Annotated in this window: 17 protein-coding genes; 4 read left to right on the top strand and 13 right to left on the bottom strand. The window is 41.4% G+C overall.

Going from position 1 to position 22,766, the window contains the following annotated elements:
• Window positions 1-28 precede the first annotated feature (28 nt).
• The 3 genes from AB4160_RS14770 to AB4160_RS14760 form a co-directional block, all read right to left on the bottom strand.
• Window positions 29-988, bottom strand: a complete 960-nt coding sequence (locus tag AB4160_RS14770) for a GGDEF domain-containing protein (protein WP_372005290.1) — start codon at window positions 986-988, stop codon at window positions 29-31.
• 168 nt (window positions 989-1,156) lie between these two features.
• A complete protein-coding gene (locus tag AB4160_RS14765) occupies window positions 1,157-1,795 on the bottom strand; it encodes a fumarylacetoacetate hydrolase family protein (protein WP_372005341.1) in 639 nt (212 codons plus the stop codon).
• Between the two features lie 140 nt (window positions 1,796-1,935).
• A complete protein-coding gene (locus tag AB4160_RS14760) occupies window positions 1,936-2,364 on the bottom strand; it encodes a RimK/LysX family protein (RefSeq protein ID WP_102437565.1) in 429 nt (142 codons plus the stop codon).
• A gap of 230 nt (window positions 2,365-2,594) precedes the next feature.
• Here AB4160_RS14760 and AB4160_RS14755 point away from each other — a divergent pair, with 230 nt between their 5' ends.
• From AB4160_RS14755 to AB4160_RS14740, 4 genes are all read left to right on the top strand, one after another.
• A complete protein-coding gene (locus tag AB4160_RS14755; protein ID WP_372005288.1) occupies window positions 2,595-3,266 on the top strand; it encodes a DUF2461 domain-containing protein in 672 nt (223 codons plus the stop codon).
• A 184-nt stretch (window positions 3,267-3,450) separates the two neighbouring features.
• Window positions 3,451-5,130: a phosphoethanolamine transferase gene (locus AB4160_RS14750; protein ID WP_372005286.1), complete on the top strand. Its 1,680-nt coding sequence runs from the start codon at window positions 3,451-3,453 to the stop codon at window positions 5,128-5,130.
• Between the two features lie 129 nt (window positions 5,131-5,259).
• Window positions 5,260-6,660: a BamA/TamA family outer membrane protein gene (locus AB4160_RS14745; protein WP_372005284.1), complete on the top strand. Its 1,401-nt coding sequence runs from the start codon at window positions 5,260-5,262 to the stop codon at window positions 6,658-6,660.
• Between the two features lie 193 nt (window positions 6,661-6,853).
• Complete coding sequence (locus tag AB4160_RS14740; protein ID WP_372005282.1) at window positions 6,854-8,248, top strand: RsmB/NOP family class I SAM-dependent RNA methyltransferase; 1,395 nt, start codon at window positions 6,854-6,856, stop codon at window positions 8,246-8,248.
• 433 nt (window positions 8,249-8,681) lie between these two features.
• Here AB4160_RS14740 and cysC read toward each other — a convergent pair whose 3' ends face one another.
• From cysC to AB4160_RS14690, 10 genes are all read right to left on the bottom strand, one after another.
• Window positions 8,682-9,320, bottom strand: a complete 639-nt coding sequence (cysC, locus tag AB4160_RS14735) for an adenylyl-sulfate kinase (RefSeq protein WP_102437575.1) — start codon at window positions 9,318-9,320, stop codon at window positions 8,682-8,684.
• Between the two features lie 73 nt (window positions 9,321-9,393).
• Entirely contained in the window at window positions 9,394-11,121 is a 1,728-nt protein-coding gene (locus tag AB4160_RS14730; RefSeq protein ID WP_102437577.1) for an SLC13 family permease, read from the bottom strand.
• Window positions 11,122-11,222: 101 nt separating this feature from the next.
• Window positions 11,223-12,629 carry a sulfate adenylyltransferase subunit CysN gene (gene cysN / locus AB4160_RS14725; RefSeq protein WP_372005279.1) on the bottom strand — a complete coding sequence of 469 codons (1,407 nt, stop codon included), beginning with the start codon at window positions 12,627-12,629 and terminating at the stop codon, window positions 11,223-11,225.
• A gap of 121 nt (window positions 12,630-12,750) precedes the next feature.
• Window positions 12,751-13,656, bottom strand: coding sequence for a sulfate adenylyltransferase subunit CysD (gene cysD / locus AB4160_RS14720; RefSeq protein WP_372005277.1), 906 nt, complete (start codon window positions 13,654-13,656; stop codon window positions 12,751-12,753).
• A 393-nt stretch (window positions 13,657-14,049) separates the two neighbouring features.
• Window positions 14,050-15,189: an NAD(P)-dependent oxidoreductase gene (locus AB4160_RS14715; RefSeq protein WP_372005274.1), complete on the bottom strand. Its 1,140-nt coding sequence runs from the start codon at window positions 15,187-15,189 to the stop codon at window positions 14,050-14,052.
• On the bottom strand, window positions 15,186-15,767 hold the full coding sequence (gene rfbC / locus AB4160_RS14710; protein ID WP_102531614.1) for a dTDP-4-dehydrorhamnose 3,5-epimerase: 582 nt from the start codon (window positions 15,765-15,767) through the stop codon (window positions 15,186-15,188). Before rfbC ends, AB4160_RS14715 begins: the two co-directional genes overlap by 4 nt.
• The gene (rfbA, locus tag AB4160_RS14705) at window positions 15,767-16,681 is read right to left on the bottom strand and encodes a glucose-1-phosphate thymidylyltransferase RfbA (protein WP_372005271.1); all 915 of its coding nucleotides are present in this window, start codon (window positions 16,679-16,681) and stop codon (window positions 15,767-15,769) included. The genes rfbC and rfbA overlap by 1 nt, the downstream gene beginning before the upstream one ends.
• Complete coding sequence (gene rfbB / locus AB4160_RS14700; RefSeq protein WP_372005268.1) at window positions 16,674-17,750, bottom strand: dTDP-glucose 4,6-dehydratase; 1,077 nt, start codon at window positions 17,748-17,750, stop codon at window positions 16,674-16,676. Before rfbB ends, rfbA begins: the two co-directional genes overlap by 8 nt.
• A 194-nt stretch (window positions 17,751-17,944) precedes the next feature.
• Window positions 17,945-19,300 (bottom strand): phosphoglucosamine mutase, encoded by a 1,356-nt coding sequence (glmM, locus tag AB4160_RS14695; RefSeq protein WP_372005265.1) that lies wholly within the window; start codon window positions 19,298-19,300, stop codon window positions 17,945-17,947.
• A 487-nt stretch (window positions 19,301-19,787) separates the two neighbouring features.
• A partial coding sequence (locus AB4160_RS14690) for a hypothetical protein (protein WP_372005263.1) occupies window positions 19,788-22,766 on the bottom strand: 2,979 nt, incomplete at its 5' end.

Here is a 22,766-nt window from a genome sequence, read left to right as displayed (position 1 = left end):
TCGACAGATATTGATAAAGACACCGTGATTAAGCCACTTCAAGTGTAAATTCAATGCTGCAATTTTTGCCCTGATCTTTGGCGCGATAAAGCGCACTATCCGCTTTTTCAATAAACTCTCTGGCCGTTGTATCAGCATCTGGCGTCATGGTAACAAAACCCACACTCAGTGTGACCAACGATTCCGCCCCTTGAAAGTGAGGAATAGTTAATTCATAGACACTTTTACGAATATCTTCTGCCAGTGCAGCCGTATCTACATTTTCGCCATAACAAATAATGGCAAACTCTTCGCCACCATAGCGGCACACCACATCTGTCGAACGGCTGCATACTCGGGCAATACACTGAGCCACTTTTATTAAGCATTGATCGCCCTGATAATGACCCAAACTATCGTTGTAAGCTTTAAAGTAATCAATATCACACATGATTAAAGAGACATTTTGATGCTCTCTTTTGGCTAAGTTAATAACAAAATCTAATTGAGAATCAAATTCTCGGCGGTTATTAAGCCCAGTTAAACTATCTATTTTCAATAGTTTAAACAGTTCTGCACTGGTGCGTTCACACTCAATTACTCCAAATAAAATGATTGCGTTGCCTTTATCATCACGCAGTACCGCCCTTGCTTTACTGGTAAAATAAAGTACATCGTCAACGCGACTGTCGTAGTAAGGAAAACGATTATTAAACTCTTCGATGACACCGTTTGTTAATTTAAGATAATCATCTCGGATCTTGTTGGCTTTTTGGGAGTCTTTGATAGCAATATTTTTATTGTAATCACCAGCAATGGGACAGGTTTTTTTAACGCTGTGATGATTTAATTGTTTATCTAAAGCAAACATGTCACACATACTATCGTTGCAATAGTAGGTATTACTGTCTTCAGATAAATCGATTAACCACCATGACACACCAGAGAAATTGAACAAGTTTTGATATAAATGATAATACTTTTCTATACAGGAATTAGGAAATGTCATATTTAATTAGCCGCTCATTTATAGCTAATTTATTAGCCTGATAACAGACTAACTTTCCTTTTAGCAGGATTTAAGATAAAGGTCTTTCGCTAAAAGTATAGACCTTAAAATCAAAATTTCCTCTTTAAGCTTTCGCGGCTAAGCATCAGATTACTATCTTGAACAAAACTATTTAGCCAACCATTGCTGGGTTAGCAAAGGCGTATTGTTCGACATGTAAGCCTCAATTGAATGACTATCCTGGTACTCTTTTCCTGCCCATAGTTTAATGGTAAAAACATCACCAGCATTAACCATTCCCACACCTTTTGGGGTACCGGTCATCACAATATCACCGTCTTCTAAACTGATAAATTCAGTTAACGATTGCTTAATGGCAGATGTGCTATACATCATTAAGTCGCTGTGACCCACTTGGATAACTTTTTCGTTGATTGATAATTGAAAAGCCCACTTTTCGCAGGCTGATTTACCTAATGAATCAAGGGGAATAAAGTCACTGAATAGCGCCGAGCCGTTAAAGGCTTTTGCCCGTTCCCAAGGTAGTTGCTGGGTTTTGAGGCTAGATTGCAGTGCTCGTTTGGTTAAATCTAATCCCACACCTACAGCTGAAAATTGGTTATTTTTCATGACAAAACATAACTCAGTTTCGTAATGAATAGGCTCTTGTTGAAAGGCTATAAGCTCTGTTGAGATGGCCGAATTGGGTTTTAAAAATACCACCATATCTGCAGGTATCTCATTGCCCAGCTCTTGGATATGATCGACATAATTACGACCAATACAGACGATTTTAGAAGGCGTCATCTTTACAGGGCTTGTATTAGAAATAGCAGCTAAAGCCGAAGACGATGAGCTAACGGTTGGGTTGATGATTGATACGGAATGTAAAGCCACGATAAGTCCTTATTTTATGACTCAGTTTTGTGAATAAAAACCAATTTAAATTAAGCGCCAAGCAAGTATGATGCGGATGAATCTACCAAAAATCTTCCTGATAATGCCCTTCTGCCCAGCAGCATTCTAAATTGCATATTGTCACGAGCAGTCAATGTCAGCTCAATATCAAAATGATGCTCACCAATGATAATCGGCGTTTTTATCACATAACGGCTGGTTATATGTCCGCCAGAATCTTTGACATTACGACGATCAAACACCGCAAACTCACACACAACTTCACGCAGCGACTTTTGCTGAGGATGAAACCACACTTTAATCCAATCTTGGTCATTTTTTATAAAGGGTTCAATTTTAAAAGCATGTAAGCATGATGTTTTGGCGCCGGTATCAATTTTCATATTGACCCGTTCATTAGCAATTTCTGGAAATGTGGCCCATTCACACCAACCAAGCACTTGTAACGATGTCGTCATGGTAAACCTTTAACGTTTTCTGTTTAATCCCAAGGCTAGACTATCAATACTGCAATAATTAGCCTTTGACAGTGCATAGCGCTAGCTTAATATAAGCCTTTCTGATACTTAACCCTAGCTGTTAATAGATTGAATTTAACCTTAATCTATATGATTGAACAAGTATTTGAACTAATGGTTATCATATGCCGTTATGAGACAATGAATGATTAAGACTAATAAGGCAGCCAATGTATTCTCAACAAAGCTTTAATTTTTTAAGTCAGTTAGCTGATAACAACAACCGAGAATGGTTTAAGCAACATCAGCAAATCTATGAAGATTTGGTGCGCACCCCAACCCTTAAGTTTATCGAAGCCATGCAAGGGCCCATCCTCAGCTTATCGCCAAGGCTGACTGCAGTACCTAAAAAAGTCGGTGGCAGTATGATGCGCCCCCAAAGAGACAGTCGATTCAGTAAAGATAAAAGCCCTTATAAGCTTAACGTCGGTATTCAGTTTCGGCATTTTCAAGCAAAAGATGTCCATGCCCCGGGCATATATTTACACCTTGCCAATGATGGTTGTTTTTTAGCGGCAGGAATATGGCATCCTGAATCAAAAGCCCTCAATGCCATTCGTCATTGTATTGATGAAAACCCTAACGGTTATAAAAAGGCTTCGGTACAATTAGCCGCAGCTGGGTTTGAGTTATCTGGGGACCGTTTAATAAGACCACCGCGTGGATTTGATAAAGATCATCCATTCATTGAAGAATTAAAGCGCAAAGATTTTATTGCCATCAAACCTGTCACCATTGAGCAAGTCTGCGCTGATAATTTTGTTGAGTTCTGCGCTGAAGAGTTCAAGCATACCATCGGTTTAATGAGCTATTTATGCTTTGCCTTAGACTTAGATTTTTAGTGATAATGACTTATATCATCGTGATAAAACGGCCGTGGATAGAGTTTGCTTTAAACAGATAAACATTCGCCGCTAAACGAGACTAACCAAGACACTGAAAACCAGTGTCGGTGAATTAGCGGACGACTATCCAAATTTCAACTAGTATAAAACTAGAGACTAACATCACCAGTAGGCATTTAAGATGACAGCATTCTCGCGCCTATATTCTGCCATTAACCCAAAAGAACTCAGCAAAGAAACGATGATAGTGCTGATGGCGCTGTATTTTGCGCTGGTGATTAACTTTGGGCTTATCCAACGTATTTTTCAATTATCAACTGATAGCCATTTAGTGTTCTCTCTTACGCCGGCGCTCGTACTCTTGGGCATTTTTATCATTGTTTTTTGCTTATTTTCGTCTCGGTTTATCTTTAAACCCTTACTGACAATCTTACTGCTCACCTCTGCAGCAGCCATGTATGGCACCATGAAATACCAGGTATATTTTGATTACGCCATGATTGAAAATATCTTTGAAACCAATACTGGCGAAGCCCTGTCCTATATCAGCACCACGTCTATTTTATATATCGTGGTGTTTGGACTAATTCCAACCATATGGTTGTGGCGAGTGCGCCTAACGCCATCACAAAGCGTAGTTAAATCCTTAATGAGACGCTCAACATTAGTGGTTGTAGGCTTAGGTTTAATAGGAGTCGTGCTGCTAGGCTTTTATAAGGACTATGTGTCCATGGGGCGAAATAATACTTACCTTAAAAAAATGATCATACCAGCCCATGCTTTCAATACGGTAAAATATCTTTATAAAAACAACTTTGTCACCCCCTTGCCTTATACCGTTAGAGGCCAAGATGCACGCTTAATCGATACCAACCCAACTAAGCCAACTTTATTTGTACTGGTTGTCGGCGAAACAGCCCGCGCTCAAAATATGGCTTATTACGGTTATCATCGAAACACCAATCCTTACACTGAAAATTTAGACTTCATTATTGTTAATAACGTCAGCTCATGTGGCACCGCGACCGCGCATTCATTACCTTGCATGTTTTCCGACCTCACTCACGATAATTATAACCGTGAAAAAGCACTGGCCAGTGACAACCTACTAGACATTATTCATACAGCAGGCGCAGAAGTGGTGTGGCTTGACAATGATGGCGGTGATAAACATCTGGCAGCCCATGTGATTGAGTTTAATATTCCGACTGACTCAAGTGATGACTTGTGTGACGGTAGTAGCTGTTATGATCAAGTTCTGGTGCGCGAGTTCGCTTCACATATCGAGCAGAGATTAGAAAACAAGCAGCAAACCTTAACCAATCAATTATTGATATTGCACACGATAGGGAGCCATGGGCCTACCTATTTCAAGCGTTACCCTAAAGATAAGCAGCATTTTAGCCCCGCCTGCGAGCGCAGCGATCTTGAAAATTGCAGTGATGAAGAAATCATCAATGTCTATGACAATACCTTAGTTTATACCGATTATATTTTGTCAGAAATCGTAAAACTATTAGAGCTATATGCCAGCGATTATGAAGTGGCAATGATGTATATCTCTGATCATGGTGAATCACTAGGTGAAAGCGGCATGTATCTTCATGGCACCCCTTATGCCTTTGCGCCAGCAGAGCAAACCCATGTGCCTTGGTATCTATGGTTACCAGAAAGCTACACCCAGTCAAAGCAACTCGACCGTCAATGTATCATCACGCAAGTGAGTCAGGGGACACATTCCCATGACAATTTGTTTAATACGCTTATCGGCTTGTATGGCGTCGATACCCATTTACTCGATACTTCGCTTGATCTTAGCCATTCTTGCAAGCAAACAACTGAGCTTTTGGGGACAAAATAGCATTTAGTGATAGCGATTTAATCTCTGCTATCACTCGTCGCCCTCAAACTAGTCGCAATAAATATGGCCTAAATTAGCCGCCGAATTAGATTTTTAATCAACTTCATCTATATTTATCTAATAAATAAAATGATTAACTATCAGCCCGTTAATTACGTACTCACCGACAATGTTAAAGGCTCACGGATGATAAAAATGCGCTTTTCCCGAGCTTCGACTCGATACTATTTCACCGCCCTTTTGGCCTTTTCACTATTACTGACGCAATCTTTTGCCCATAGCGCGCCAAAGAATATCAAATCCATCGTTAATCGCGCTGAGTCCCCAAGGGTTGGTACCGAAGAGCTGATACTCCCCTACGCTTTCAGCACTGACTCAATGGGATTAAACTTAGGCATTGGCACTATGGTCAGTGGTTATGGACAAGAACAAATGACGATTGGCGCTACTGTCTATGGTGGCGATGTCAGTTACGGTGTTGGCGCAGGAATTTGGAACTTTAAAATACCACGAACCGAACGCTTCTTTTTAAGTGCCGTTGGCTTTGTCGGTTATTATCCACAGAAAAAAGCCTACGCAGGGGGCACCTTAAATTATACCCCTGCAGGCACACCTATCCCTGGTAGTAATGACTCATCAAATGAACAGTTTTTACAAGCTGATGGCTCGTCAAACTGGTGGAATATACAGCTTGAATACACCCTACCCATTGGCGCAACACGTGATAAAGGCCAAGTACACTATGAACTAACCCGCGGCTTGCTGAGCTCAAAACCCTCTGGCGGTGACAGCTGGAATCCGCTTGAGTCTGGAGCCACAGTGGCGACACTGAAACAATTTAACCGTTTTGAAACCTTTGAATTTGAAGACGGAGAATTAGATGGCGCCGTTCATGCGATGAGTTTAGGACTGCTTTATGATAATACCGACTTTTCACGAAACCCCAGTTACGGCAGTAAGCAGTTTGTCGCCATTTCCCATGATGCGGCTTGGCTAGATTCTGATAATCAGTGGACATTTATCGAATTTGAAGCCAGTAAATACTTCTCTTTTGGCGCCTCCGACTGGGCATCCCAGCGTATATTAGCGTTAAATTTTTGGACAGGTTACTCGCCCTCATGGAAGCTTGAGTATAACGACGAAGGAGGCAGGCGGATCACCAATGATGCCCCTTACAGCGAAGGCGCAACACTTGGTGGTTTTTATCGAATGCGCGGTTATGACAACAGTCGTTTTCATGATAAAGCCTCCATATACGGCACTGCAGAATATCGCTATACCTTCAAAAACAACCCCATCGAAGATGTAAACTGGCTTAAATTTTTACGTCTAGATTGGTTTCAATTGGTGGGCTTTGTTGAAGCTGGCCGCGTTGGCGAGGCTTATACCGCCAATGAATTATTAACCGATTTGAAATTTGATTACGGCGTTTCTCTTAGAGCATTAACCGCAGGGATCATTGTAAGGTTTGATATCGCCCAATCAGATGAAGCCACCAATGCTTGGGTGATGGTAGACCACCCATTTTAATAGAGCTGTTTACTAAATTGTCTTTTATCCACAAAATGGAAGGCGACTAATCTAAGGATTAGTCGCATTTGAGGTCACATACCTTGATTTAACCGCTGTTGACCTTGCAACCACGGATTTAACAACAGTAGCAGTCATGGTAAACTGCAGCACTATTATCCCCATTGCGCTGCAAAGCCAACCTGAGTGAGTCATGGAACCAGTTAATCAACCCCATCTTCAAGCTAATACTCCCGCAGAAAAAAGAGCATTAAGCTACTCTGCCACCATCAAAAAGTTATTCGATGAAGTATTAGACACCAAAATGCCTGCTGATAGGATTGTGGCAAACTACTTCCGTGAGCACAAAAAGCATGGCTCAAAAGATCGCCGCGTGATCCGTGAAACCTTATTTGGGCTATTTCGTTGGTGGGGTTGGCTAAAACAGCTTGGTTCTCAGCATGAGCAACAAACTTGGTATCAAATGCTCAGCACTTGTGCCTTACTTGAGCATCATCAATGGCGTCAGTTTGCTGATGCGTGGCAACACTTTGGCGGCTTTAGCCCTGAAAAAATCAGCTTGATAAATCACACCATTGACGCTAATGATGTTGCTAACTCATCTAATCCGCAATCAAGTACAAACTTTGATGTTAGCCATAAAAATAGCCTTATGGGCCAGTTATTCACGACCATTGAATTTGCTGAAACCCAACTATTACCCGATTGGTTTTGGGCGCTATGCACCATTGATGATCAGCAAAACAAACTAAAATTGATTGAAGCCATGAGTAGCCGTCCTCCCATTTGGGCAAGAGCGCAGCGCATTAATACAGCATCCGCAGTCACCACATTACAAGCAGCTGGTATTGATGCCCTAGCCAATGAATACTTTACTGATGCATTAAGCCTTGGCAGCAAAAGCATTAACCTCAATGACGTTGATTTATACAAACAGGGCAAACTTGAAATTCAAGATTTAGCCTCGCAAGTTATCGGCAATGTCTGTCAGCCTTTAGCAAACGAGCAATGGTGGGACACCTGTAGTGGCGCGGGCGGTAAGACATTACAGCTGCGCTCATTGATGCTGCAAAATGCCGCCTCAAACAACAATACAGCAGGTACTATTACCTCATCAGATATTCGTTCAAAAGCCCTAGAAGAGCTTAATAAGCGCGCTAAACGGGCAAATTTTGACAGCATTACTGTGGCGCGCTGGAAAAGCGATGCTTTACCGGTAGCCAAAGCCCATTTTGATGGCGTACTGGTTGATGCCCCATGTAGTTGCACTGGCACATGGCGCAGAAACCCAGATATGCGCTGGATAGATGAGCCAAGCTGTATCGAAGATAAACCCGCACTGCAGTTAGATATTTTAACTCGCAGTTCAAAGGCGGTAAAACCAGGCGGCAAACTCGTCTACGCAACCTGCTCATTATCACCGCTTGAAAACGAACAAGTGGTGCAGCAATTTTTACAACACAATAGTGACTTTGAGTTGATCACCAGCGTACACCCATTTACCCAAGCTAAGCTTGAGCATATTACCGTATGGCCCTTTGAAGCCAATAGTGACGGCATGTATGTGGCGAGAATGATGAGAAAGTAATGTCCCTATTTATCAATAAACGATGACAATAACTATTATCAAAAAAGGCCTTCACAAATATTTGTGAAGGCCTTTTTAATTATTCAATGGCAGCACTCAATAGCAGTACTGTACGCCCGTATTAAAATTTTATAAAAATATGGTTATCATGAACGGTTACAACTCAATAGTTTAATAATTTTCTGAGGGCGGATATCGTTTTCTTATAATAAAGTTTGTTACTTTAGTGTACCGCACTTGTTCAAGCTCTCTGAATAGCAGGAATAATTTTTAGGCACACTTTGCATCCTTTATATTAATGCTTTTTGAGCCGCTTCAATATTTTTTACTCTAGCCATAAGCACCATAGGATCAAATGTGGATTCTTTGAAGCCAAACCTTGTGTAAAAATCTTTGGCTGAGAAGTGCTTTCTACCATGCTTAAAACCAAGCCTTACGATAAGTAACCGTTATCTGTTAAATAGCTAATCACTTGTAAAGCGCACTGCTCAATATCTTGCTCTGCGGTCTTCACATGAATTTCAGCATTCGTCGGCGCATCATAAGCTGAGTCAATGCCGGTGAAGTGTTTAATCTCGCCCGCTCTGGCTTTTTTATATAACCCTTTAGGGTCGCGTTGTTCGCAAATCGCTAACGGGGTATCAATAAAGATTTCGATGAATTCATCTGCTGCCAACAGGCTTCGCACCATGTCGCGATCAGCTAAAAAAGGCGAAATAAAAGCAGTAGACACAATCAGCCCCGCATCGACAAATAGCTTGGATACTTCACCAACCCTACGAATATTTTCAACTCTATCAGTATCAGTAAAGCTTAAGTCACCATTTAGGCCATGGCGAACGTTATCACCATCGAGCACATAGGTTTTACAGTTTAGATCATGAAGCATTTTATCAACTGCATTGGCAATTGTAGATTTACCAGAGCCACTTAACCCTGTGAACCATAAAACGGCAGGCTTATGACCATTTAGCTTAATGCGCTGTGCCCGAGACACACTTGCCAAGTGCCAAACAACATCTGTTGACTTGTCACCAAGCACATTAACGTCTTGGTAGGGTGTATTTGACATGATTATTCCTTGTTCACTTTTTAGTTCTGTTAATACTGACAAATATTATGTTTTTATTGTTTAAAGCTGCCCATTAAAACGGGAAAAATATTGGCACGCTGATGTTCACGATTAAGCCGTAAACAATACTGACGGGCAAACCGACTTTGACAAAGTCTTTTAGCTTATATTGCCCTGCATTAAACACCATTAAATTGGTTTGATAACCGTAAGGGCTAATAAAACTGCCACTGGCAGCAAATGCCACAGTCATCACAAAAGGTAAAACATCCACCCCAAAACCGAGCGCCAAACTATAAGCAATGGGAAACATTAGCGCTGCAGCAGCATTGTTGGTCACTAATTCAGTCATCAACCATGTGAGAATATAAACCATAATCAAGGCAATATAAGCATGCTCTTTATCGACACTCTGATTAACCACATCACCAATTAATTCGACAACGCCAGCATTAACCAATGCATGGGAAAGTAAAATGGCAGAGGCGACGATGAGCCAAATATTGACCGGTAATCGGCGCATCACTTCATTGACGTTAAGTGACTGACTAAACACCAGTAGCCCTAATAAAATCACTAAGCTTTCAAGTAAATCAATGACCCCAAATGCGGCAAGGGCTATTGAAGTTAAAAAGCCACCGACAGCTAACCATGCCCTCCAGCCGTTAAGGCGTATCTCAGTTTCGACGCCGCTAAGCACAATAAAGTTTTTGCTTAAATTACGTCGAGATTTAAAATCCTCACCGACAGATAACACTAAAAAGTCACCCGCTTGTAACTCGACTTCACCAAGTTTGCCAGAGACATTTTCGCCATCTCGGCGAATCGCCACCACGGCGGCATCAAATAGTGCTCTAAAGCCGACTTTCTTTAGTGTTTTTCTCACTAAAATACTTTCTTGCTTTACCACCACTTCAGTGAGATTTGAGCCTTTTAAATCATTTTTATGGGCAAATGTTTCAAGCCCTGAAAACTGGCCTAATTGTCCTAGTTTTGCAATATCACCACTAAAAATAAGTCGATCATCTTGTTGTAACACTTCTGTTGGCGCGACCGGGGTGATTAACCTTCCCTTTCTAACGACCTCAACTAAAAATAATGACTCTAAATGCCGTAAACCATTGGCCTCGACAGAGCGGCCAATCAGTTCTGAATTTTCAATAATTTTTGCATCAATAAAATAGCCCTTATTACCATCAAGTGTCTGTTCATTTTCTGGCAAAAACCTGACACACACAGCTAACACGGCCCCGCAACAAATCACCAGTATTAAGCCGATAGCGGTAAAAGAGAAAAAGGCTAATGAACGCCCTTCAACATCAATATACAGGCTATTTACAATCAAATTGGTTGAGGTGCCAATTAAAGTCAGCGTGCCACCGAGAATTGCCGCGTAGGATAAAGGCAATAATAATTTACTGGCAAAATGATGCGGGTTATTACGTATTGGCGACAAAAGCGTCGCCACCACCGCGGTATTGTTAAGTAGCGCAGAACAAATCGTGGTGACACCAAACAGCCGTAAAAAAGTGGCTTTATAGCCAACAACAATCACTTTTGAGGCAATAACTCTCAGCAATCGGGTTTTCTCTAACCCGAAAGAGCAAATGATTAATAGAATGAGTGTGATTAACCCAGGGTTAGCAATACTCGATAATAATTGCGCTTTAGACACCAACCCAAGTGCAACTAAGGATAATAAGGTCACACCGCACACAGCAGCAGGTCGACTTTGAAATTTTAATAAACCACAAATCGTTAGTATGAAAATACTTATTGTTAAGTATGCATCTGTAGACATAAATAGAAACCAACCTCAAGGATACAAAGTCAAAAAAAGCTGCAAGCTAATCAATCGCATTGCAGCTTTTTGATAAAGCCTAGGTGCTCATCTGTACTAGCTTAGCCTATGACTTTTGCGCCCCAATGAGGGTAATGTTTTCTAACCAATGCATTAAATTCGATTTCAAATGCTGAAGGTTTGGCTTCAGTGGTTGCTGCTTTGCCTTCTAATGAATTTCTTATCATCCCCGCGCCCACGGTGACATTGGTTAGGCGATCGATAATGATAAACGCACCAGTGGTTCGATTGATATCATAAGCATCAAACTGCACAGCTTCATTGACTGCAAAGTTACAGTTACCCATTTCATTAAGTTCAAGTTGATGTGCATCAAATGTCTCTAGGGTGTTCACATCGACTTTGTGATTCACATTCTCGACATAGCCATAAACTAATTTACTGCCCATTTTAATGGCATATTCACGATCGACATGTAATGGCTCTTCAGTCATCCACACCACATCGGCCTCAAAATTGCTGCTTGATAATGGCAGTTCATGAGGGCGAACTAGCATGTCACCACGGCTAATATCAATTTCATCTTCTAAGGTGATAGTGATTGCCATGCCGATAGTGGCTTTTTCAAGCTCGCCATCAAAGGTCACTATAGATTTAACTTTACTTTCTTTACCTGAAGGCAAGGTTTTGACGGTATCACCAACGCGGATATCGCCCGATGCAACCGTGCCACAAAAACCGCGAAAATCCAGATTTGGACGATTAACGTATTGCACTTGCATACGAAATGGGTGGGTTTTATCTTTGGCAACCGTCACGGTATTTAACAGTTTCATCATGGTTGAACCCGGGTACCAAGTCATGTTGGCACTCTCGTTGACGACATTGTCGCCCTTTAATGCTGAAATCGGCACAAAGCGAATATCGTTAAACTGCAGGTTTTCAGCAAACTCACGATAGTCTTTCTTAATATTTTGATAAACGCTTTGGTCGTAATCCACCGCGTCCATTTTATTGATGGCAATAATGACGTGCTTAATACCCAACTGAGAGCAAATAAAGCTGTGACGGCGAGTTTGTACTTGCACCCCATGCCTTGCATCAATCAAAATAATCGCTAAATCAGCAGTCGAAGCGCCCGTTGCCATATTGCGGGTATATTGCTCATGACCTGGGGTATCTGCAATAATAAATTTACGTTGCTCGGTGGCAAAATAGCGATAAGCCACATCAATGGTAATACCTTGCTCACGCTCAGACTGCAGGCCATCAACCAATAAGGCTAAATCGAACGACTCATCGGTGGTATTAAAGCGTTTTGAGTCTTTTTCAATGGCCGCCATTTGATCTTCAAAAATCATTTTACTGTCATACAACAAACGACCAATAAGGGTCGATTTACCATCATCAACACTGCCACAGGTTAAAATGCGCAGCATATCTTTATTTTCATGGACGTTTAAATAAGCTTCAATATCTGAAGCGATTAAAGCGGTATTAGACATCATAAATTCCTTAAGCTAACGCGCTGCTCTGAGCGTATATTCAACTGCAGCAACACATTGGTAATGTAATGGTTCAAATAATCAGAAGTGCCAAACACTTCATAAAAATGAGGTTTTAAAAAGCTTAGAAATACCCTTCCATTTTTTTCTTTTCCATTGAACCGGATGAATCATTATCAATCACTCGTCCTTGACGCTCAGATGTTGTACAAAGCAGCATCTCTTGAATAATCTCAGGTAAGCTTTGTGCAACCGACTCAACTGCGCCAGTGAGTGGATAGCAACCTAATGTTCTAAAGCGCACCATCTTATGCTCAATGACTTCGCCTTCTTCAAGCTCCATTCGGTCATCATCAACCATGATTAAGGTGCCATCACGCTCTAAAACTGGTCTTTCTGCAGCTAAATAAAGCGATGGGATTTCAATACCTTCAAGATAAATATATTGCCAGATATCTAATTCAGTCCAATTTGATAATGGGAAAACGCGAATGCTTTCGCCTTTATCCACTTTACCGTTATAAATATTCCATAACTCAGGACGTTGGTTTTTAGGGTCCCATCTGTGCTTGTTATCGCGAAAAGAATACACACGCTCTTTGGCACGGGATTTTTCTTCATCACGACGTGCACCGCCAAAAGCAGCATCAAAACCATGCATATCTAACGCTTGCTTTAAGCCCTCAGTTTTCATGATGTCGGTGTGCTTAGCACTACCATGAACAAACGGGCTACAGCCCATTTCTAAACCGCGAGGGTTTTTATGAACGATTAAGTCAAAGCCGTACTTTTCGGCCATTTGATCACGAAAAGCAATCATCTCTTTAAACTTCCAGTTGGTATCAACATGCATCAAAGGAAAAGGAATTTTGCCGGGATAGAAAGCTTTACGCGCAAGGTGCAATAAAACCGAGGAGTCTTTACCTACCGAGTAGAGCATGACAGGGTTATCAAATTCTGCGGCGACTTCACGCATAATTTGAATGGATTCTGCTTCAAGTTGCTTTAAATGAGTCAATTGTGTCGACATATCTATTCCAATAAACCTTTAATAATTCATACGCTTTAAACAGACAAATGATGATCCGTCTCATAACGATGATTGTTAATCCAAAGTTGCATGCAATCATATTACCAGTATCAACTGATAGTAAAAGTTATTAATGAAGGGTTAAGTATAACAAAAAGGAATAAAAAGGATGAAAAGGTTTGTTTGGAATAATGATCTAAAAAGTAATAACTAACTCCTCCAATCATCTAAGTGGTAGAGAGTGACAACTGAAAAGCTAACTGCGAAAGGTTAGATGTTAACCAAAGACACTGGGAGGATTAGGCCGATTAATGAGTTAGCATTTGTGTAGCCGATTACTTAAGCTGAGCTTGAGCAAAATCTGTAAACCGTTATAAATACTCTTAAAAAAAGTTATAAAACATCAATATCGAGATTTCTAATCAAAGTTTTAATTGATACTTGCCAATCACAAGCATCGATACCCCAAGCCATTTTTATCTGCTGGCAATCAAGCACACTGTAGGGTGGCCGCTTGGCAGGCAAAGGATAGTCCTGAGTATCAATCCCCTTGAGTGTAGGAACTGTTAGTAACTTAGCTTGTACACTTGCTTCATCGACAATGGCTTTTGCTAAACCATACCAGCTGGTAGCTGTATCGCCGCAGTAATGAAAAGTGCCCCAAACTGTTTTACCCTGCTGAATTTGCGCAGCGATGTTTAATATCGCTTTGGCTAAATCCCCCGCATAAGTAGGACAACCTATTTGATCGGCCACCATCGCCAGAGTCGGTTTAGTTTTGGCTAATCTCAGCACCGTTTTAGCAAAGTTATGCCCAAATTCGCTTATCAGCCAAGACGTTCGAATGATAATGTGCTGCGGCAGAATATCAGTAATCAATTGCTCGCCGCGCCACTTAGACTCGCCATAAATATTCAGCGGATTTGGCACAGCAGTTTCAGAATATGGGCTTGGACTGTTTTCAATTGCAGTTTCAATAGCAGTGTTAGAGGCGGTTGCAAAGGTTGCTTCAAGGCCACCAGCAAGCTTGGGCTCATCTACAGGCAGCGCTGAACTTGCAGCTTGAGATGGCAGCCTGCCACTTTTGCCATCAAACACATAATCGGTTGAGATATGAATAAGTGGAATAGATGCTTTTAGCGCCGCTAAGGCAAGATTCTTCGCCCCTGTGGCATTCACATCACCAGCAAGCTGCTGATGTGTTTCAGCCTGGTCCACTTGGGTGTAGGCGGCGCAATTGATGATTAAATCGGGTTTAAGCCTATCAATCATTTCCATGACCGCATTAGCGTCACTGATCTCTAAATCTGATTTATCTGCCGTGAGAAGTTGTAGCTCATTTGGCATGCATTGAGATGACAAGTCGGTGTTAATTTTACAGTGGCTCTCTCTGTTGTTCTCTCTGTTAAGAGCTCTGCTAATAATTCTAGAATAGTTGCCATTATTCTTGGCTAAAAAGGCATTATGATCTGCAATGCAGCGCCTAATACTCAATCCTAACTGACCATTAGCGCCTGTTAATAACAGCTTCACTTTGTGATGTCCGGCTTTAAGGTTAACGCCTGCTCATTGTGCATTGCTTTTAACGCCTGAAAAGATAACCCTTGTTGATCTTTAGCAGATTGAATGACCTCCCTAATAGGCCAATTAATGGCTAAGTCAGCATCGTCCCAGCTAAGACAAGCTTCATTTTTAGGGTCATAATAATCGCTACATTTGTATTCAACATCACAACACGCTTCTAAAGCAACAAAGCCATGGGCAAAGCCTTCTGGCACCCACAATTGTCGCTGGTTGGTCTCAGATAACTCAACCCCAACCCAAGCGCCATAAGTTGATGACTGTGGGCGGATATCAACAACCACATCAAACACCTTGCCTCTAACGACTCTCACTAATTTAGCTTGCGGCTTCTGGGTTTGAAAATGAAGCCCTCTAAGCACACCATAATGTGAGCGTGAATAGTTATCCTGCACCAAGGGTTTATTGGTGTTCAGCAATTGCTGATAACGTTGCTGCTGAAAGGTTTCCATAAAAAAGCCACGTTCATCTTCAAACACTTGAGGCTCAATGATTTTGACATCAGAAATGGTAGTATCAATAACCTTCATCAACGATGTTCCTCTACGAGTTGGCTTAGGTAAGTGCCATATGCCGTTTTTTGATGAAATTGTGCTTGTTGCGCTAACTCATCAACAGATAACCAACCATTAATGAAACCGATTTCTTCAAGACAGGCCACCTTTAAGCCTTGGCGTTTCTCAATGGTCTGCACAAAATGACTCGCTTCAAGCAGTGCATCATGGGTTCCGGTATCAAGCCAAGCAAACCCTCGCCCTAATATATCCACAGTTAAGGCTTTTTTAGCCAGATAAGCCATGTTCACATCGGTAATTTCAAGCTCACCTCTTAATGAGGGTGTAATACTTTTAGCAATGGATACGACCTCATTATCGTAAAAATAAAGCCCTGTAACGGCAAAGTTGGTTTTAGGGACGGTCGGTTTTTCTTCAATACTTAGGGCAATGCCATTATCGTCAAAATCAATGACCCCAAATCGCGCGGGATCGCTAACATGATAGCCAAATACGGTTGCACCAGACGCTTTGGCTGTAGCTTGTTTTAGCTTTTCAGTAAAGTTTTGCCCATAGAAAATATTATCGCCTAACACTAATGCCACGTTACTATCACCAATAAACTGCTCACCAATGATAAACGCCTGCGCTAAACCCTCTGGCGCTGCTTGCTCTGCATAACTGAGCTTAATACCAAAGCGTTCACCGTTGCCTAATAAGCGTTTAAAGCTGGGCAGATCTTCAGAGGTTGAGATCAGTAAAATGTCATTAATACCCGCCAGCATGAGTACCGATAAGGGATAATAAATCATCGGCTTATCATAGACAGGTAATAACTGTTTAGAGGTGCCAAGGGTTAGCGGAAATAAGCGACTGCCCGTGCCACCCGCTAATATAATGCCTTTATACTGTGCAGAAGTGATGGGCTGCACAGCGCTTAAACTACTCATTGATATTTCCATTAGCGAGCCCAAGTCTGTTAAGGCGGTAGTCACCAGTTAAGATCTGTTGCCACCAGCTAGGATTATCGATGTACCATTTAACCGTTGCAGCTAACCCCAAATGAAAATCATGTTCAGGTTGCCAACCTAATTGTGATTGAATTTTTGATGCATTAATGGCATAGCGACTATCATGACCGGGCCTATCGTCAACATAGGTAATTAACTCAGCATAAGATTGGCAGCCTTGCTTAGCCTCTGGTGCCAATTGCTCTAATAGCGCACATATGCTGTTAACCACATCAATATTGGTCACTTGATTAAGACCACCAATATTATAGCTTTGGCCTACTTCGCCATGTGTCAGCACTTGATAAAGCCCGCGAACATGATCCTCTACATGTAACCAGTCCCTTACTTGCAGGCCATTACCGTAAACGGTTAACGGCTTACCCGCTAAGGCATTTAAAATGGTGTGGGGGATCAATTTTTCAGGAAATTGGTAAGGACCATAATTGTTTGAGCAATGACTAACCAGCACTGGCAAACCATAAGTACGCTGCCAAGCATTGACCAAATGATCGGAAGAAGCTTTTGAGGCAGAATAAGGCGAGCTTGGTTTATATGACGTCTGCTCAGAAAATGGCAGTTCATCACTATCTAAGTCACCAAAAACCTCATCGGTTGAAATATGATGAAATCGAAACGCAGTTTTAGCATCAGTTGCTAGCGTGTTCCAATACTCACGGCACACTTCAAGCAATGTGAATGTCCCGATGATATTGGTTTGCATAAAAGCACTGGCATTATCAATGGAGCGATCCACATGACTTTCTGCAGCAAGGTGCATTACCGCTGTCGGTTTAAACTTGGCAAAAACCTGTTTTAGACTATTGGCATCACAAATATCTGCATGAACGAAGTGATATCGTTCTGAGTTCGCGATATCTTTTAATGAATCAAGGTTACCTGAGTAACTTAAGGCATCAAGATTCACGATAGATTCTTGAGTATGAGCTAACAAGTAACGTATTAAGGTGCTACCGATAAAACCTGCACCACCTGTGATTAAAATCATACTCAGTAAACCTTCAACATTAAAATGACCTTTAAAGCGCTTGTATCAAAGTACTTATATCAAAGTGCTTTAAAGGTATTATACGCCAATTATCAATAGAAATTGATGCCTAGCGCATAACAAAAATGCCAGAGTATCAATACTCTGGCATTTAATAGCATAGATAAATCTACCCTGATTGATAAGACAAATTATTAACTTGCCGCTTTAACCACATCCGCAATTGATTGCGCCTGGGTTTGGGTCATATCCGCATCGGTTGATTCAACCATTACACGGATTAATGGCTCAGTACCCGATTTACGCAATAACACACGGCCATTATCACCCATCACTTGCTCAGCAGCGGTTACTGCTTGCTGCACGGCATCAGAGGCAATAATTTCATCGGCGTTGTTGGCACTTAAGCGCACATTGATCAGCACTTGCGGCAGTTTTGTCATACCTGACTTAACTTCAGCTAAGCTTTTACCTGACTCAATTACAGCATCAAGCACTTGCAGCGATGCCACAATACCATCACCCGTGGTGGTATGTTTAAGGCTTAAGATATGGCCTGAGCCTTCGCCGCCAAGCAACCAACCGGTTTCTTTAAGCTGCTCAACCACGTAGCGATCGCCCACTTTAGCGCGAATAAAGGGAATATCCATTTCTTTAAGTGCCAGCTCTAAACCTAGGTTTGACATCAAGGTACCGACAACACCGCCATTTAACTCACCAGCTTGTTGAAACGCTTGCGCTAAAATAAAGATGATTTCATCGCCATCAACCACATGGCCGTTATGATCAACAAACAACACCCTGTCAGCATCGCCATCTAAGGCAATACCTAAGTCAGCCTCATGCACCATCACTGCAGTTTGCAGGCTATCAAGGTGGGTTGCGCCACAGCGTTCATTAATGTTTAACCCATCTGGTTTATCATTAATGCTGATCACTTCAGCGCCGAGCTCAGCATACACTTCTTTAGCGATGTGATACGCTGCGCCATTAGCCGAATCAACCACAATTTTTAATCCTGCAAGGGACTTATTCTTATCGAAAGTACCTTTACAAAACTCAATATAACGCCCAGCAGCATCAGCAATACGGCGCACTTTACCCAACTTTGCCGAGTCCACACACGACATTGCGCCATGATTAATGGCTTGATCAAGTAAGTGTTCAATTTCTAATTCTTGAGCATCGTTAAGCTTGGTACCCGAGTTTGAGAACAGCTTAATACCGTTATCGTAATAAGGGTTATGGGATGCACTGATCACCACCCCTGCATCGGCTCTAAAAGTCGAAGTTAAATACGCGATAGCCGGTGTTGGCATCGGGCCAACTAACGCGCAATTAATGCCCGCAGCAGAAAAGCCGGCTTCCATGGCGGTTTCTAACATATAACCACTAATACGAGTATCTTTACCAATAATGACTTCTTTGGTGCCTGCTGACGCTAAAACCGTCCCTGCAGCCCAACCTAATTTCATCGCAAAAGACGGATTTATCGGAAACTCACCCACCTTTCCTCGCACACCATCAGTGCCAAAATATTTACGAGACATAACAACTCCAAAACCAACAGTCCATGTTGGTATAAAACAAAAGTAAGGTCACTTTTTCAAGTGGAGGCAAATTATATACGAAAAGCCCGCGCATTTACTCATCTAATTGTGACATTTTTAAGCCACAGCAATCTTTATTGGATTTTGTGGGTTAAAGCAAAGCAGCAAAGTGATTTGGTGCAGCCATACTGGTATTTAAAGAGTTCAAATATATAAAATAGTGATTATGTAGTGCTGTTATCTTTAATGGATGAAGAAATCTGGGAGGGTGTAACAGTCTCTAAAAAGGCGTGGCTACTTATATGAAATATTACAACTAGAACGGCTACATTCCGCTAATGGTGATCTGTCATCAGTAGCGTTTGAAAATTCCCAACTAAAAGTGTCCAGTTTGGGTTGACCAGTACATATATATTACCCACAAAAAAGCGGCCAATTTAGTTTGGCCGCTCAACTAGATTAATAATGAAAACTTAATGGCTTAACTTTAGTCCACTTCAAATCTTAAATTTTCAGTAAAGCCATAGTTATTTTTATTACCCGCAAAATCTTCGACATTTAATTCAGTCAATCCCCAAGTACCAGGTGCAGAACCTACAGGAAGAATAGTTTCAAAAATATACTGGATTGGCGTTGTGGCATCACACTCTTCCATTGTTTCCTGAGCATGTTCATGACAACTAAAATACCTAGAGTGCTTATTTGGTGAGTAACCCGCTAAGCCCGTTGATGAATCACCATGCCAATAATGAAACTCTTGACCTTGTGGATTTCTTAAACGAATACCAGAAATTGCAAGTCCTGATGCATGAGATAAAGGTTGATCTTCGTATGCCCAGTAATAGATCCGCACACGTGTTTCACCATTAGGATTTTCAGGATTTAATGGCTCGCCAACGATTCTCAGGCAACGCTCCTCCAAATCATCAGTTGCACAAGCTTGTGCATCTACAATTGGCGCTTCAACATCTGGTGTACTTCCCCCAAGCCAAAGCGAAACAGGACTTTCGTATGTTGGATGATCGAACGAAAAATCAGCTCTGCCATGATTTAATGCACTGTCTTTCATCTTTACAAACGCTGGAGAATACTCTCCAGGCGCAATGAAACGGGTAACTAGCCAGTTAATCTCGCATAAATGTGTCGCACCAGGAACATCAACACGCGGAACATCCATGGCATATAGATCATTACTATATAATCCCCATTCCCTATCAGCATCAATATTGGCAACCCTGGTAAAGCAGTTACCACCTTCCATTGAACGATCTTCATTGATTAACCATGACATCTGTAATATCTGTTCATCATCAGCTATCTCAAACGGAATATTTTCCGACTCATGGTTATACAATTTCAAGTTCATACTATTTGCGACATATTCAGGCGGCGTATAGTCAGCGTCAGGGTTATTGACATATAAACGCCAGCCATAATCTGAACTACTGAACTTTTCAATACGTCGATTACCAACCTGATCTGTCACGACAATTTCTGCTGGTGTCCACCAGCCAGATGCAGCCATCGATGGCAGTGTGAACTCAGCATATAATTCTGAGTCCACACTCCCGTTCACAGGTGAGAAATATTGGTCACGATAAGTTCCAATAGGGCTTATTAAACGCATGTAAGCTTTGGCGGCACCGTCAAAACAATACTTATCATCAACATCACCACAATCTTCATTGACATGTAACCCAAGTTTAACCTTAACTTGTTTATCATCAGAGGGGCCACCATCAACAGTGATACTCACCTCATTAATTTTCCCAGGATAAATATAGTCTGGGTATAAATTAAGAACTTCAAAAGTTAAATCTGGACGGATAACACTTAGATATATTGTGCCCTGCATAATATAGTCGCGGATAAACTCATATTTAGGCAACGATCTTGAACGAAGCATATCTGGGTTTGTCAAAAAGAAAGCTAGGCTTTCAGCCATGTCTTCATTTGGGTTAAGTTTGGCGGCATACGCTGTCACGAACTCTGTTGTGCTACAAGATGCCCAAGCTTTCTCTATAACCGGTTCACCTTGAAGCGGCTGATGATCATGAGTTTCTGTTTTTTCTTCCAATGTAATAGGATCTACATTGTGTGGCGTCCATTTATGACGATCTTCCGCCCATCCAGCACAATCAGCATCGCCATCTCCTGGCATATACCAACCAGATTGCTTTAACCACTCATATTTTAACTCTGTACTAAAAACAAAGTCCCACATAAAGTGCGCTTTTTCATGAATGATTAAACGTTGAACATCTGCAACCGCGCCCTGATCAAAGGCTGATTCCATATACTCAATATAGTTTGCAGAAGTCCAAGCTACTGCCGCAGCTTGCTCGTATAAAGGGTGAAGCAATCCATTTCGACGCCTTAATAAGTAACGAAGACCACCATCATCATTCGGAAAGCTTATATCTTGCATGCCTGATGGAAATTCCTCGAACATAGCAATGATTTCGATTAATTCAGAAGGCTGAAACATCTGCCAAATTCCTGCTGAACGATCTTCATCGATAACTGGTACAGTCTCATATAGGCCTTCAAAATATTCATCTGTAGCAATCTTAATCCCATAACGGCGTTTTATGATATCTGCCGCCAAAACGATATCATTTCCGTTATCAGTTAAAAATCGCACACCTGCTTTAAATAATCTGTTTGAGAAAAAACGACCTTTTTTGCCATCAACAGTCGCAACCATAGGTGAAGCATATGTAAAGCTTGCTTTATCAATTCTTACAAGCGGCGGCATTCCTTCACGTTTGATAATTTCAATATCATTATGAATATAGTCATCTGTTAATTCCCAGTGGCTTTCAAACCTACGAGTATTATCCTCTTGGCTTAAAGAAGGTAAATCTTCAAGACCAGTTCTAAGCAGCGATTCCAGCAATCGATAGGCATGCTCTGGTGTCCAATTAACATCTGTATCTTGTAAACTGATACCAAACATTTTAACCAGATTAATACTGGCATGTGAATCTACGTCACTAAAATCAGGGCCAATAATTTCAATTGGTAGTGGCTCATTAATATAAGAAGAATGCTCCTCTCCTGAGACACTTACATCCTCAGACCAATAATAAGTGAACTTATCTTGTTCTAGGCCATCAATCACATCACCATTAAAAGTGATATGCTTACCTGTTGAAATAATAGTTGAAGAACCTGTTTGTAAGTTAGATTCCGAAAAAGTTAGATCGCCATTTTCATGTTTAAATCGATATCCAGACTGACTTACCGATACAATATACTCTTGGTCTTTGTTAAGTCCTGTAAACTGGAATTCACCATCAGGTCCTATTGTTGATGTTGCTAATAACTCTTCACCATCGGCAGAAGCTAAAACAGCTATTGCTGAACGATCTGAATCATAGTTATTCAACGTACCGATAATTTCAGTATCAGGAACAAAAATTGGATCAGTAAGAGGTTTATCACCTCCACCCGGATTTTTATC

This window comes from Shewanella sp. 10N.286.51.B8, assembly GCF_041469325.1.
Taxonomy (GTDB): Bacteria; Pseudomonadota; Gammaproteobacteria; order Enterobacterales; family Shewanellaceae; genus Shewanella.
Note: the sequence above shows the minus strand (reverse complement) of the source record. Positions and strands in the feature narration are given on the sequence as shown.

Coding starts and splice junctions, on each gene's coding strand:
- AB4160_RS14770 (WP_372005290.1), bottom strand. CDS start 988: ATGACATTTCCTAATTCCTGTATAGAAAAGTATTATCATTTATATCAA.
- AB4160_RS14765 (WP_372005341.1), bottom strand. CDS start 1,795: ATGACGCCTTCTAAAATCGTCTGTATTGGTCGTAATTATGTCGATCAT.
- AB4160_RS14760 (WP_102437565.1), bottom strand. CDS start 2,364: ATGACGACATCGTTACAAGTGCTTGGTTGGTGTGAATGGGCCACATTT.
- AB4160_RS14755 (WP_372005288.1), top strand. CDS start 2,595: ATGTATTCTCAACAAAGCTTTAATTTTTTAAGTCAGTTAGCTGATAAC.
- AB4160_RS14750 (WP_372005286.1), top strand. CDS start 3,451: ATGACAGCATTCTCGCGCCTATATTCTGCCATTAACCCAAAAGAACTC.
- AB4160_RS14745 (WP_372005284.1), top strand. CDS start 5,260: ATGATTAACTATCAGCCCGTTAATTACGTACTCACCGACAATGTTAAA.
- AB4160_RS14740 (WP_372005282.1), top strand. CDS start 6,854: ATGGAACCAGTTAATCAACCCCATCTTCAAGCTAATACTCCCGCAGAA.
- cysC (WP_102437575.1), bottom strand. CDS start 9,320: ATGTCAAATACACCCTACCAAGACGTTAATGTGCTTGGTGACAAGTCA.
- AB4160_RS14730 (WP_102437577.1), bottom strand. CDS start 11,121: ATGTCTACAGATGCATACTTAACAATAAGTATTTTCATACTAACGATT.
- cysN (WP_372005279.1), bottom strand. CDS start 12,629: ATGATGTCTAATACCGCTTTAATCGCTTCAGATATTGAAGCTTATTTA.
- cysD (WP_372005277.1), bottom strand. CDS start 13,656: ATGTCGACACAATTGACTCATTTAAAGCAACTTGAAGCAGAATCCATT.
- rfbC (WP_102531614.1), bottom strand. CDS start 15,767: ATGAAGGTTATTGATACTACCATTTCTGATGTCAAAATCATTGAGCCT.
- rfbA (WP_372005271.1), bottom strand. CDS start 16,681: ATGAGTAGTTTAAGCGCTGTGCAGCCCATCACTTCTGCACAGTATAAA.
- rfbB (WP_372005268.1), bottom strand. CDS start 17,750: ATGATTTTAATCACAGGTGGTGCAGGTTTTATCGGTAGCACCTTAATA.
- glmM (WP_372005265.1), bottom strand. CDS start 19,300: ATGTCTCGTAAATATTTTGGCACTGATGGTGTGCGAGGAAAGGTGGGT.